This window comes from Paraburkholderia sp. EG287B (genome assembly GCF_040965595.1).
GTDB lineage: Bacteria > Pseudomonadota > Gammaproteobacteria > Burkholderiales > Burkholderiaceae > Paraburkholderia.
Map to the genome: position 1 here is coordinate 73678 of NZ_JBFRCG010000010.1, position 13715 is coordinate 87392.

The window sequence follows — 13715 nt, forward strand, 5'->3', positions numbered from 1 at the left end:
CTATGGAAAACAGATGTTCGTGCACGACTGGTGTTCGTTTATCAGCGGCCCTTTTTGGCTACCTCGCGCCACTCAATACTGGCCTAGCGTATAACCTCGACGAAGTGGCCCATCAGACGTCGACGTCGTTTGGATTGACCGGCTCGCAGATTGCCGAAAAGCTCACTCTGTTCCCTTATTATGCGAGCTTTTGTGCCCCAGACTTGCGTTATCGACTGCAAGCGGAAGTACTGAGACGTTCTGGCAGGATTTTGCGTGGCGACCTCCTGAAGTTGATTCAACGCCCTCGTGTGATCCGTATGTGCAGAGACTGTCTTGAAACCGATAAGGGATGCGGGTTACCATTGACATGGCGACGTGTGCATCAACTGCCTGGCGTGGTAATTTGTCCGACGCACGGCGGGTATCTTCGGGAGTTCCCCCAAATCGCTTGCACAAGTCGGGCGTGGCCGATACCAGAAGATTTTTCGAATGGCGTCGCAACGTCGTTCGTTTCATCTCGGACGCACCGACCCGGTATAGTTGCAGTCGCAACGATATCGCAGCGCATTCTTCAAGACTCGGCCCTGTCTTTCAGGAATCTTCCCTATCAATCGTGGCTTGAGGGCGCGCGCCTTGCCGGTTACCAAAGGGGGAGAAACACCCTTGAGTCAGCCAAGGTCGCCAAAGATCTCGTCGACTTCTACGGTGCCGAATACCTGTCCCATTGCGAGTTGTTACCAGTGAGTAGGCAAAACTGGATTGTCGGACGCGTGACAGGTGCACAAACATCGGCGATGGCCTTGCCACAGGTGTTGTTATACGTTTTTTTTGAAAACAAAATTCAGAACATGTCCGAGTTTTGGCCTACCTGTCCAAGCAGGTTTGCAGCGCACGGTCCCGGACACCGTGTAGAGGTCCGAATTCGGAGTGGCGGCAAATATTTTTGCCAGTGCCAATGCGGTATGGCTTTTGTTGACACACGAGGTGAGGCGCCGACCAGAACCACAGTTTCGGTGTATGGGGAGCCATACGCTTGCGAGGCGCAGACGTTGCACTCGCAAGGCTTATCGATAGCGGATATCACCGGAAGGCTGGGCGTATCGGAGACGACCGCCCGTAGATTCGTCCATAAAGACCAGGCTTACGTTCAAAGAACGCTCAGCGATTTCGCTAAAAATGTTGCGCTAGACTGGCGGACCCATGTGTCCACTTTAGGTTCGGTCAGCACTGTACAGAAACAGTGTGACGGACTCTATCGGCGAACCCGTCGGTACGCGCCGGAAGAAATAGAAAAATCACGTATACGACGCAATCTCAAGCGATGATGGCACTACGATGACAATTTTTCTTCCCGATCAGCTTGATGAGGAGCCTCTTTTCGGGATTGTGGCTCGCTATCTGAAGACACCTAGAACACTATTGCCAGCCGTATTGGAGCATGTTTTCGGGTACCAAATGCCCTACGGAAAAATGCCATTCAATCTTAATCGTGTGGAAGAGGCGACGCGCGTTTGCTGGGGATTGACAGCAAAAGACATCGCTGAACGTATGACGGGGTATCCATATTTTGCTGCTTTGGCAGTCGACAAAACACCAATGCAAATTCTGGAGGCGATTTCGTCTCGGCGACAACGTGCCGACGCAAGCTACCTGGGTCGTGTCCGATTTGGACCAAATTCTAGTCAACGAAGGTTTTGCAATTCGTGTTTCCAGTTGGACCGACGAAATGATCTCCCAATTCATTGGCGGAGAGTTCATCAATTGCCGGGTGTGTGCATTTGTCCGTGGCATCACGAACTGTTGTACATTGTTTTGAGGGGGACGGCGTACAAACGTGGATTCATCGACGCAGCGGATTTCAGATCATTTGACGCGGAACGTATCGGGTTGAAGCTGTCGAGCTCGAATTTCGAAGCTTGCCTCAAAGTGTCGTTGTTGTCTCAATGGCTTTTATCGAATCGTGTTGTGATCAATCCTGAGCTATTCAAACATCAACTTTTTAGTTTTATCAAAGATAAGTCTCTGGGCGGGATTCTTTTGTCGAGTAACCGGGCATTCATCAGCGCAATTGTGTCCCATTATGGGACTAGCTATCTTCGATGGGTGACATCGCGGCGTGAAGGGAGGCCAGTCAAGTCGGGAGAGTTTGCGTTACTAGAACAATCTTTGATTAGGGGGCAGATGAGTTCGCTACGTATGGTGTTGTATGCGTCTGCGTGCAATGCAATGTCGGTTTTTAGTCTGGACTCAGGCTCTACGGTAATCGACCTCCCGATGGGCGTGCGCCCTTCGGTCGATTGCATATATAGTGCCGAGGCGACCCGCACCAACCATTCGGTAGTCGTTGGTAGGAAAAGCTACGGTCGTTACGAGGCAACGTGCGCGTGTGGGGTTCGCTTTACGTTCTCTCGTTGGGAGAACCGAAAGCCAGTTGACGTCAAGTTGACCAGCCGGTTGAACGGCCGGTCTGAAGAGTGGATAAAGCACATCTTCGAACTTCACAGCAATGGTATGTCATACCGTCAGATTGGTGCAATGTTTGGGATTGGCGAATCGGCAGTAGGCCACGTGTTACATAAGGCGCGAACGCGGAGCCGGGATTTTGAGACACAGACTGTCCCTAAATAAAGACGGCCAGCAAGTCCCGGGCAGGGCGGCAAGTCTGGACTCTCGCTCGAGAATGCACCGAGATTGGCCAATTTCGACTTCAAGTCCGAACTTGTCGTGAGCGGCGGCGAGCGGAAATCGATGCGAATCCGGCCACGGGTGGTAAGCCTAAGTCCAAACTTATTTGCCTGCCGACAGGCCCAACGTCCTCCCGCAAACTCTCACCTTTGCTGCTCACCTGACGCCTCTGCCATATTGGCGTCAGTGACGTGCCACGGCCCGACCCTAAGATACGAGCCTTCGCTTCACAGGCGCGCGACGTGACGCGCTATCCAAGTCAGAGGAAAAGAATGAAGAAGTTCACACGCATGCTGATCGCCGCAGGCGCACTGGCCATGAGCGCCGGCGCCATGGCCGCCGCGGCTCCTGAGCCCACCTGGTTGCCCGCAACGGCGGCTGCAAGCCTGCAGAATGCGAGTGCGATCGTCGAAGGTGCGAATGGGTCGAACGTGAAGTCGACGCTTTATGTCTTTATGGACCCAAACTGTATTTACTGTCACCTGGTGTGGAAAGCGCTGCAACCGTATGAAGCGGTCGGCCTGCAAGTGCATTGGATTCCTATGGGCTTTCTGAAGCCCGATTCGGCGGGCAAGGCGGCCGCGTTGCTGGAGGCGAAAGACGGCGCTGCGCTGCTCAAAGAGCTGGAAACGCACTACTCGGAGAAGGACGAATCGGGCGGCATCGCGCCGCTCGCGCACATTTCGGCCGCCGACAAGAGCAAGCTCGACGACAACATCAAGCTCTTTCAGGACCTCGGTTTCGACGGTACGCCTACGCTTGTTTATCAGGGCTCGGGCGGCCGCTGGGCCAATGTCAGCGGCCTGCCGAAGCTGGGCGACCTGCCGGGCATGCTGAATCTGCCGGCGCAACCGATCACCGATGCCGAACTGCAGAAGTATCGTTGAGCGCGCGGCGGTGAGTCATTCACCGCATCGTGAGTTCACCGATACAACGATAGGTGAGGAGTTCCAGGAGTCGAACGTCGTGCTCTCCTCCCGAAAAGTCTCACCTTTGCCCTCGCGGCCCAGGTTTCAGAACTTGTATTTGGGATTCTTCGGATCGAATGCGTCGTCGTCGAAGGACTTCGGCGTGATGCTGTCGATGACGATTTTCTCGAACATCTGCCCGTCGTCGCCGTAGGCTTCGACGGTGCGGAAATACGGATGCCGCAGGTCCAGCCCGAGCGTCTGCTTCTTCGCGTAGAACTGCGGCTTGCCACTCGGCGAAACGTAGGTCAGCGCCACGACGCGCACGCCATCTATCGTTTTCACCTCGACTTGCGGCTTGTAGGACGCGCCCACTTCGACGTATTTCTTCGCGTCGGTCATGAACTGGCTCACGATGAATTCGGTGCCGAGATCCGTGATCTTGTGATTCGACTGCGAGCGCGCGAGCGTGCCGTCGAGCGCGGTCCACATCGGCATCACGCCGAGCAAGCCGCCGAGGTGTCCGTACATTTCGTCGTGGCGCTTCGAGGCGTCGTAGATCACCTCCTCGCCCGAATGATCGCTGTCGGGCAGCCATTTCGCGTAGATGCGCAGCGGCTCGTGATCCAGCTTCACCAGCATGTGCGCGGGCTTCGCGGGCCACTTGCCGTTCAGGCGCTCCCAGCGCGACAGCACGAATTCGTATGAGGGATAGCCCGCCGGGCCGAGCTTGATGAGCGTGGGCACGACGAGCGGATCGAATGCCTCGAAGAGCGCGGTGAGCTGCGCGTCGTCCAGCTTCGTGAGCGCGTCGGTCTTCTGCGCGCGCTGCAGCCAGCGTACCTGTTGATCGACGCTCAGTTTCGCGACTTCGGCGGCGGACGTCGCGCCTGGCGATGCGTTGCCTGTTTCTGTGCCGTCGCTCTGGGCGAATGCCGTGGCGCTGGCGAGCGCAAGCACCGCACACGCGATGAACGCCCGCGCTTTCTGAACTTTCATTGCCTGTCTCCCTTGATGAATGCTTGCAGCCCGCGCGTTCGCACGCGGGCCGACGCATTTTTCAGCTTCGCGGTTTCCTCTTCACGCAGCGCACGCCGCGTGGCGAGGTCGGCTAAGTCGCAGACGGATTGCCCAGCACGCCCGGTGCCGGCGAACCGGTGTCCATGCCCGGCTGATCCGCCTCGATCGCGCGCGCGTGGCCCGCGTGCACCGTGCCCGCGAGCGCGCAGAGCAGCCAGTCATAGGTCGTGGACGGCGCGGTGACGGGCAGCATGTGGCCGCCGCCCACCACCTTGAGCGTCACCTGGCTCGTGAGGCGGCTCAGCGCGTCGCCGTGTCGGGTCCAATTCAGTACGATGTCGTCGCGTCCAAACAAAACATCGACGGGAACGCTCAGTTGTGCGTAGCGTCGCTCCATCTGCGCGAGATCGTCGGCGTCTTCAATCGCGATGAGATCGGCCGAGGCGTGGTAGAAGCCGCTGGGCCGCAAGCTCAGCAGTCCGCCGCCGCGCGTGCGGAAATCGCCCGGTACGGCCTCGGGTGCGAACACCTGCTTGAGGACGGCGGAACTGGTCGCGAGTCCGATGGGCGTCGCCAACGTGCGCGCCACGAAGCGGCGCACGGCCTGCGAGCGCAGCACGAGCGCGCGGAAGGCCTTGGGCACCTCGGTCTGTACGTGGGTGAGCGGCGCGATCAGCGCGAGCCGCGAAACAGCGTGCGGATGATCGAGCGCCACGGCCAGCGCGATCGCCCCGCCGAGCGAATGCCCGACGAGCACCGGCGATTCGAGACCCAGCGCTTCGATGAAGCGCGCGACCGTGCGCGCCTGCGCGCGGATGGTCGCCGATGCGTGCGGCCCGCGTGTGGAGTAGCCGGAGCCCGGGCGGTCGATAAGTATCACGCGATGTTCGCGCGCGAGCGCCTGCATGGGCAGCCACGCGAAGTTGCGCATTTGCCCGCTCAGACCGTGAATGAACACCATGGGCGGCCCACTGCCGTATTCGACGTAATGAATCCGGTCGCCGTCGATGTCGATCAGTTGACCGTCCATCGGCACGGCGGCTTCGATGCGGCGCGTGGCGCGTCGCGAGAATGCGGCGAGCGCGGCGCTTCCTGCGACGAGAGCGGCGCCGACGGCAACGACCGCGGCAGGCAGGGCAAGTGGGTTCACTGGCGGTCCTCAGAGTGCAGGTTGGGTTCGAAGGCTTGTGCGCGAGGCGAAGCGCACGTGGCAAAACGCGTGAAGCGCGCCGCGATCTGCCGCGCCTCGCTCACCACGGCCCAATGCGGCGCGGCGATGATTTCGCGCTGATGTGCGCCGAGCCAGCGCTCGACGCCTTCGGACATGGCCGGGGTCACGTAGCGGTCGAAGCGCGGCACGATGAACTGCACCGGAATACGCGTGCTGCGCTCGCGCGGGCGACGCGCACACGCGAGAAAATTCGCGCGATAGAGTTGCAGCCCGTTGAGCGCGTTGCGCAACCGCCGGGGATCCGGCTCGACGCGCACGCGCTCGGTCTTGCGCAGCCACCACGGCCACAACGCCGCGCCGCCGAGCCGCCAGGCGAGTTCGGGCACGAGCGGCAGATGAAAGAATGCGATGTACCACGACTTCAGCAATTGCGCGGGAACGCGCGGCTTGAGAAACACATGGTCGAGACAAGGACCGGAAATCGAGGTGTACGAAGCGATGCGCGAGGTGTTTGCCGGATCGGTCACGGCCTCCCAGCACTGGATCGACCCCCAGTCGTGCGCCAGCAGATGAAATGGCTGCGCGCCGCAGGTGGCATCGGCGACCGCAAGCAGATCGCGCGCGAGTTGCGCGAGCGCGTAGCCAGACTGCGCACGCGGCGCTTCGGAGGCCCCCATGCCGCGCACGTCGTAGGCGATCACGCGAAAGCGCGTCTCCAGTTCGCTGCGCAGCGCGCTCCAGATGCGCGCCGAGTCCGGGTAGCCGTGCACGAGCACGACGGGCGGCGCATCGACGGGCCCGCTGACGTAGACCGCGAGGCGCACGTCGTCGGACTGGACGAACACGGGTTCGGGCGCGCCGCGCATGACGTGGCTCACACCGCGCGCGGCGTTGCCGCCGGATGCAGCGGCACGCGGCGCGGGGCGGCGCGCGAGGCGTACTGCGCGTTGGTCTCGTCGATCTGCGCAACGAGGCCGTCAATGCGCGCGAGATGCCGCCGGTTGTCGTGATCCCACGGATGAAAGCCGGGCTTGAAAAAGCGCAGCCATTCGAGCGCGATGCCGGGAAACACGCCGTGACGCGGCCCGTAGAGAAACTTCACGAGCTTCCACATGCCGCGCCCCTTGCCCTGGCGTCGGCGGTGCGCGCGCAAGAGCGCCAGGTGATAGTCGAACACGATGAGCCAGAAGAGAACCGTGGTGGCGAGCATCGTACCGGTTCGCATGAGATAGCGCTTGACGCCTGGCTCGATCACGAGATTCCAGACATCGAACGAGACCGACTTGTGCTCGGTTTCCTCCAGCGCGTGCCAGAGCCACATCTGCTTGTAGCCCGCCACCGAGCCTTCGATACGCGTGCCCGTGTCGGCGAGCAGCAGGTCGGCGAGCATGGCCGTGTAGTGTTCGAGCGCCACGGTTTGCGCGAGTTGCAGCGAAGGCGGCAACACCTTGCGCGCGAAATTGAGGATGGCCCACAGACGCTTGTCGAGCTTGTGCGCGGGCAAGCCTGCCGCCTGCAGCAAGTCGTTGTACTCGACGTGCTCGCGCGTGTGCATCGCTTCCTGACCGATAAAGCCCATGACCTGCTTCTTGAGTTCGGGGTCCTCGATGCGGTCGCGATAATGCCGCACCGAATCCATGAAGAAGCGCTCGCCCGCGGGAAAGAGCAGCGAAAGCGCGTTGAAGAAGTGGGTGACCGGCACGCCCTCGACGTGCCAGTCACACGCCCTCTCGGGCGGCAATGCAAAGCGGATGTCGCGCCGTATCGGCATCATGTTATGGCTCCCTGTTGTGTGCCTGCTGTTGTTCATGGCGTGGCGGCTGACCCGCGCGCGGCGCGGCGGCGTGCCTTCGCGGCTTCGCGCCGCGCGCTCATCACGACCAGTGCCTGGTAGGCGGCGGGCAGCGTGCGCGCGAGCCAGTCCGCTGCGCGCGCGTCGCGGCCGATCAGCACGCGCCGCGCGTTGCGCTTCACGCCGCTCAGGATGGCGCGGGCCGCGTCGTCGGCGGTGGTGATGAAAAACTTCTCGAAGTCGTCCTTGCCTTGCTGCTCGCTCGCCACCATGAAGCCCACCATGTTGGGCGCGACGCGGCTCGATTGCGCGATGTTCGTGCGGATGCCGCCCGGATGCACGCAGGTCGCGGACACGCCGCAGCGCATCATGTCGAGTTCCTGGCGCAGCGCTTCGGTGAAGCCGCGCACGGCGTATTTGGTCGCGTTGTAGCCGCTCATGCCTGGTTGTGCGAAAAGACCGAACACACTCGAGGTATTGACGATATGCCCTTCGCCGCATGCCTTCAGATGCGGCAGAAATGCTTTCGTGCCATGCACGACACCCCAGAAGTTGATGTTCACGATCCATTCGAGATCGCTGTACGCCATGCCTTCGATGGTGCTCGACAGCGCGACGCCCGCGTTGTTGAAGACGAGATTGACGCCACCGTGCGTGGCCGCCGTCTCGTCGGCCCACGCGAATACGGCGTCGCGCTCGCTCACGTCGAGCGCGCGCGTGCTCACGCGCACCGAAGGGGCAAGCGCGCCCACGATGCGGGCGGTCTCCTCGAGCGCCGGGGCGTTCCGGTCGGCGAGCGCGAGATGGCAGCCGGCGCCGGCAAGCTGGAGCGCGAGCGCGCGGCCCATGCCCGAGCCGGCTCCGGTGATGGCGGCGACCTTGTTGTCAAAGCGTTTCATGGGCGGGCTCCGGGTGGGGCGATTGCGCCTGGTCAGGCGGCCTCGGTGGGTTGCGTGGCGACGGTGAGCGGCGCTTCGTCCTGCGCGGCATGCGGCGCGCGATAGACCTGGTAATCGGCGAGGGAGAAGTGCGCCGTGGCGCGGCGAAAGCGCCAGGTGAAACCGGGCCACAGCGTCGTGTTCCGGCCGTTGCGCGGGTCGAGGTACCAGCTTTTGCAGCCGCCCACCGACCAGATCGCGCGGCCAAGCTTGTTCTGGATGCGCTCGTTGTAGCGCGCTTCCACATAAGGCCGCACGTCGATCGAATCCGCGCCGTCGTCCTTCATGGCGGCGAGCGCGCCGAGCACGTACTCGATCTGCGATTCGATCATGAACACCATCGAGTTGTGGCCGAGGCCGGTGTTCGGGCCGACCAGCATGAAAAAGTTCGGATAACCAGGCAAGCTCGTGCCGAGGTAGGCATGCGCGCCGTTGCGCCAGGTCTCGACGATATCGATGCCGCCGCGGCCCACGATCGTGCCCGGCGGAAATGGGTCGGCCACCTGAAAGCCGGTGCCGTAGATCAGGCAATCGACCTCGTGATGCACGCCATCGGCGGTCACGACACCGGTGCGGTCCACCCGCTCGATCGCGTTCGTCACCACCTGCACGTTCTTGCGCGAGAGCGCCGGATAGTAGTCGTTCGAAATGAGCACGCGCTTGCAGCCTATCGTGTAGTCGGGCGTCACGGCCGCACGCAGTTCAGGATCGGGCACCTGATGGCGGATATGGCGCAACGCGAGCTTCTGCACGTTCTTCATCAGCGCAGGATGCACCGCGAAGCCGAGCACGCGCGTTTCGAGCAGCCAGTAGATCCCTGCGCGCGCGAGCGTTTGCGTGAAGGGCAGCGTGCGGAAAAGCCATTGTTCGAAGCCCGAAATGGCGCGATCGGGCTTGGGCATGATCCACGGCGGCGTGCGCTGGAAGAGCGAGAGCTGCGCCACGCGCGGCGCGATCTGCGGCACGAACTGGATGGCGCTTGCCCCCGTGCCGATGACCGCGACGCGCTTGCCTTCGAGTGCATAGCCGTGGTCCCAGTGCTGCGAGTGGAAGGTCTTGCCTTCGAAGCTGTCGAGTCCCTCGATCGCCGGCAACGCGGGGCGCGAAAGGCCGCCCATGCCCGAGATCAGCACGCGCGCGGTGACGCGCCGGCCATTGGCGAACGCGAGGCGCCAGCAGTGCGCGGCCTCGTCCCATGTCGCGTTCGTGAGTGCGTGCCCGAAGTTGAGCCACGGAAAAAGCCGGAAGCGATCGACGCAGCGGTTCAAATAGGCGCGAATCTCGGGCTGCGGTGCGAACATGCGGGTCCAGCGCGGATTGGGTGCGAACGAGAACGAGTACACGTGCGATTGCACGTCGCAGGCGCAACCGGGGTAATGATTGTCGCGCCACGTGCCGCCCACGGAGTCGGCCTTCTCGAACACCGCGAAGTCCTGGTTGCCGCTTTGCAGCAGGCGGATCGCCATGCCAAGGCCGGCAAAGCCAGTGCCGATGATGGCGATGCCGATCGCGTCGCCGGTACGGGCGGGTGCGTTCATCCGGAGCGTCTCCCTGTTGTCGATCCATCTATGACTGTGACATTGATTGATGTAAACATAGTGCGATCGACGCCGATGCGCAAGAGGCTAGATTCAGCGCTCTAACCCATCAACAACCGTAGGGGCGCAAGGGGGCGCGAGCGCGCGAAAGGCCGCCTGGCGGGGCCTTTCACACGTTCGGCAAAGCAGAAACGAGGAGGGAGGACGTGCGCGTTTAACGCTTCTTGAGCGTGGTTTTCTTCGCCGGGCGAGCCGGTTTCGCTGCAGCCAGCGCGCGCACGGCGCTCTTGCGAGGCGCGGCTTTGGGCGCGCGTTTCTTCGCGGCGCTGGCAGGCGCGGAAGCGGGCGAAGGCGCGGCCTCGCTCGCACGCTCGCGGCCGAGCGTCTTGTCGAGGATCGTCGCGACCCGGCCGCCCAGATAGTCGCTCGACTGCGCTTCGAGCGCGCGCAGGATCTCGTGCTCGACGAACACCGTGGAAAGCGGGCGCAGCCGCCAGATCGCGTCGACGAGCGCGGGCATGTCCGTGGCGGGCGGCAGCGCGCCCTGATCGTAGCGGTCCAGATGGCGCACGACCATTTCCACCAGCACGCGCGCGATCGCGTCGAAATGCGGACGCGTTTCTTCGAGCACGTCGAGCAGCTCGCGCGCGGGAATGCCCTCGCGCACGGTTGCCGCCGCCGCGTCGAGCATGCCCGGATTGCGCGAGACGAACGACAGCCCCTGGCGTTCGAGCAGCCCGAGATCCGCAAGGCGCGCAAGGCTGCTCGGCGCCTGCGGCCCGAACAGCTTGATGAGCTGCGGCAGCGAATATGTTTTCGGCCGCGCGTGCGACCACGGACCGCCAATCGCATTCTCGAGGCCGAGGATCGAGCGCAGGTCGCCGCCGTCGTCGATCGCCAGGATGAGGTCCTGAATGTTGGCGAGCGTGTAGCCGCGCGCCAGCAGGTGGTTGATGAGCTTGAGCCGCGCAACGTGCGAGTCGTTGTAAATGCCGACGCGCCCGCGCTTCTCGGGCGGCATGAGCAGGTCGCGGTCCTGATAGGCGCGCACGTTGCGCACCGTCGTGCCCGCCACGCGAGCGAGTTCGTCGACGGTGTATTCGCTGTCGGTGACGCGCTCGGGCGCGGTATCGGTCACGGGGGCTTTGGGCGTTTTCGGCATGCAGCGATTTTAGCGCGAGCGGCCCGGCCCACGCGAGCGCACGGGAGGGTGCATGCTCTGGCGCGGGCGTTCTCGCCCTTACGCGCATGCGCCTCCTCGCCGTTGCGCCGGCACGACGCGCCCTTAGAAGCGGTAAGAAAGCGCGAGGAACGAGATGATCGGATCAGCCTTGAGGTCGGCCCGGCTCACGCCGAGCTCGCTGCCGTCCGCTGCCTTGACGATCACCGAGGACGTCGTCTTCAGCGGAATATAGGTGACCGACGCAACGATCCCCAGATGCTTCGTGACGTTGTAGGTGGCCCCGAGATTGAAAACCGGCGACCACGACGACGACGCCTTCGCGCTGATCTGCGTTTGCCCCGACTTGCCCGCGCCCGCTGCGAGCACGGAGCCGAGATCGTCCTGGGTGGCCTTCACGAAGTTCGGATTGAGCTGGATGTCCGAGAACCAGTTGTACGACACGCCGATGCCGAGGAACGGGCGGAATTTCGCATCGGCGTCGCGAAAGTAATACTGGAAGATCAGCGCCGGGCTCCATTGACGCACGCTGCCGACAATGGGGTTCGTTGCCGGATCGCTGAGATTCTGGCTACCGAGCGCGCCCGCCGGGCCTGGCGGCTTGATCGTGCCGTGACCATAGAGCTTGAACGTGGGCGGCACGCCCGCCACCGAGGTGAGCGCGATATGGTCCGTGAAGAAGTGGCTGATGACGAGGCCGACCGTATCCGCATTCGATGCCGAAAGCCCCGTGCCCGCCGAAGTGAACGAACTGGGCAGCCGCAGCGGCGTGTTGATCGGCACGGGCGCGACGTCCGTGGTGAGCGGCGTGCTCGAATGCTGCGTCGTGACGTGAAACCAGCCGAGTGCGACGACGTTGTCGCCGGCGTGCTGTGCATACGCACTCGCCGTCAGCCCGGCGGTCAGCGCCGCCACTGCAATGCGTTTCATCATGTCCCTCCCAGGAACGGGTGCGCCTTACCCGCGCGCGGGACGGCTCGATGCATGCTTCGGGATGTCCGGCATGCGTCGTCCGCCTTTGCTGCGCGCGCCTTTGTGGCCCGGCCGCCGCCGCATTGCGCGACGGCCGGGAGTGGCCACCTCGTGAATGGCGCGGTTTGCCGCGCCGGTTATTGTTCGATACGTTACTTCGTCATCCTTACTGAACGAACGCGCCAGCCGTGAAGTACGGGTCCGACGGCGTCGTCATGTCGAGGTAACCGAACACGCCGCCCGTGAAGATCATCTTGCCGGTGGGTGTCGAGCCGGTGGAGGCGCCCACATGCGTGGTCGTCACCGTGCCCGGTACGGTCTGGGTGAAGTTCAGATCGAGGGCAGTGGCGAGCGCGGCCTGCGAGGCGTTGAACGGATCGAGCAGCGTGGCCTGCGTGCCTTCCAGCGCGAGCGTGCGATAGTCGAACTGGCTGTCCACGCCGATGTATTCGCCGTTCTGCGAGCCCTGCGCGATAGCCGTTTGCGGCGCGAGCACGGAGATGCCCGATTCGTCGTCGGCCACCGGGCCCGTGGCGCCGCTTTGCGGATCGACGCCAACCTGCGGATACGCCACGCCGGTGCGGACGAGCACGGGCACGAGCTGGCCGCGCAACTTGCCGACGATCATGAAGCCCTTGCCGGCCGGCTCCGTGGTGACGAGCGTCGGCTTGACCTGCCCCTGGAAGTGATCGGTTTCGAACGCGCCGCTGCCATCGGCCGACTGCGCGAAATTCGTGCCGGGCTGCTGGTATTTGCCGGCGTTCACGCCCGTGTTGTCGCATTCGGTCCAGGTGCCGTTGGCGTTGATCGTGATCTTTGCGTCGACCGCCGCGGGCTGGAAATTCTGCGAAGGCACCTGGTGATAGCCGAGCTGGCTGTACGTGCCGGCGACATTCGCGAGATTCGTTTCGATCGCGGAGAAGCCGATGAACGGGTAGTACGGGAACGTCGTGTCCGGCACGACGCCAATACCGCCGGAGCCCTTGTACGCGATCTCGGCGCCCGGAATCGTGCCGCCGGCCACGCCTTCGCCGATGAAGACGCGCGCCGGGCGGTTGGGGTCGAGACTCGCGCCATTCAGGCGGAACGCGCACTGGTTGAGCTTCGCCGTGGGGAGCCCGGTTTCCGCAGTCAGCGTGCCGGTGGCGACCTGGCCTTTGCGCGTGGGCGTCACGGTGCCGGTGGTCTGCGGGATCGGCGACTCGACATAAGTGATCTGCCAGGTCATTTTGGCCGTGTCGAGCTGCAGCTTGACGAGTTCGCCGTCGCCGCCGCCACCGGTATATACCGTGTTGTAGTCGAGCGAGGTGGGGCAAAGCGCTGCTTCCACGAGCGGAGGGCTACTGCTGCTGCCGTTGCCGCCACCGCATGCGCTGAGCGCTGCGATCATCGGTGCGGCAATCGAGAGCGCCGCAAAAAGTTTCCATTTCATACCGCGTCTCCAGAGTCTTGTTGTTGGCGAGAGCGACTGACAGTCATTCGCAGTGCGAAATTAAGGCGGTCGTCAACGATCAGGATGCCGCGACCGC

The 13715-nt window shown here is 63.0% G+C and carries 12 protein-coding genes; 3 read left to right on the forward strand and 9 right to left on the reverse strand.

The genetic code is table 11. The features are described 5' to 3' along the window. Positions 1 to 2 precede the first annotated feature (2 nt). From AB4Y40_RS19285 to AB4Y40_RS19295, 3 genes are all read left to right on the forward strand, one after another. Entirely contained in the window at positions 3 to 1307 is a 1305-nt protein-coding gene (locus AB4Y40_RS19285; RefSeq protein WP_368689331.1) for a TnsD family Tn7-like transposition protein, read from the forward strand. Between the two features lie 10 nt (positions 1308 to 1317). Next, the gene (locus AB4Y40_RS19290) at positions 1318 to 2610 is read left to right on the forward strand and encodes a TniQ family protein (protein WP_368689132.1); all 1293 of its coding nucleotides are present in this window, start codon (positions 1318 to 1320) and stop codon (positions 2608 to 2610) included. A gap of 329 nt (positions 2611 to 2939) precedes the next feature. Further along, positions 2940 to 3554 (forward strand): thioredoxin fold domain-containing protein, encoded by a 615-nt coding sequence (locus tag AB4Y40_RS19295; protein ID WP_368689133.1) that lies wholly within the window; start codon positions 2940 to 2942, stop codon positions 3552 to 3554. A gap of 126 nt (positions 3555 to 3680) precedes the next feature. Here AB4Y40_RS19295 and AB4Y40_RS19300 read toward each other — a convergent pair whose 3' ends face one another. The 9 genes from AB4Y40_RS19300 to AB4Y40_RS19340 form a co-directional block, all read right to left on the reverse strand. Next, the gene (locus AB4Y40_RS19300) at positions 3681 to 4574 is read right to left on the reverse strand and encodes a DUF1571 domain-containing protein (protein ID WP_368689134.1); all 894 of its coding nucleotides are present in this window, start codon (positions 4572 to 4574) and stop codon (positions 3681 to 3683) included. Between the two features lie 112 nt (positions 4575 to 4686). Next, a complete protein-coding gene (locus AB4Y40_RS19305; RefSeq protein WP_368689135.1) occupies positions 4687 to 5745 on the reverse strand; it encodes an alpha/beta fold hydrolase in 1059 nt (352 codons plus the stop codon). Then, entirely contained in the window at positions 5742 to 6632 is an 891-nt protein-coding gene (locus AB4Y40_RS19310; RefSeq protein ID WP_368689332.1) for an alpha/beta fold hydrolase, read from the reverse strand. The genes AB4Y40_RS19305 and AB4Y40_RS19310 overlap by 4 nt, the downstream gene beginning before the upstream one ends. A gap of 8 nt (positions 6633 to 6640) precedes the next feature. Beyond that, positions 6641 to 7540 carry a metal-dependent hydrolase gene (locus AB4Y40_RS19315; RefSeq protein ID WP_368689136.1) on the reverse strand — a complete coding sequence of 300 codons (900 nt, stop codon included), beginning with the start codon at positions 7538 to 7540 and terminating at the stop codon, positions 6641 to 6643. A gap of 32 nt (positions 7541 to 7572) precedes the next feature. Next, on the reverse strand, positions 7573 to 8457 hold the full coding sequence (locus tag AB4Y40_RS19320; protein ID WP_368689137.1) for an SDR family NAD(P)-dependent oxidoreductase: 885 nt from the start codon (positions 8455 to 8457) through the stop codon (positions 7573 to 7575). A gap of 32 nt (positions 8458 to 8489) precedes the next feature. Beyond that, complete coding sequence (locus tag AB4Y40_RS19325; protein WP_368689138.1) at positions 8490 to 10034, reverse strand: flavin-containing monooxygenase; 1545 nt, start codon at positions 10032 to 10034, stop codon at positions 8490 to 8492. A 214-nt stretch (positions 10035 to 10248) separates the two neighbouring features. Then, positions 10249 to 11196: a MerR family transcriptional regulator gene (locus AB4Y40_RS19330; RefSeq protein ID WP_368689139.1), complete on the reverse strand. Its 948-nt coding sequence runs from the start codon at positions 11194 to 11196 to the stop codon at positions 10249 to 10251. 123 nt (positions 11197 to 11319) lie between these two features. After that, positions 11320 to 12144 carry an OmpW family protein gene (locus AB4Y40_RS19335; protein ID WP_141710540.1) on the reverse strand — a complete coding sequence of 275 codons (825 nt, stop codon included), beginning with the start codon at positions 12142 to 12144 and terminating at the stop codon, positions 11320 to 11322. 208 nt (positions 12145 to 12352) lie between these two features. Next, positions 12353 to 13618, reverse strand: a complete 1266-nt coding sequence (locus AB4Y40_RS19340) for a DUF2957 domain-containing protein (protein ID WP_368689140.1) — start codon at positions 13616 to 13618, stop codon at positions 12353 to 12355. Positions 13619 to 13715 lie beyond the last annotated feature (97 nt).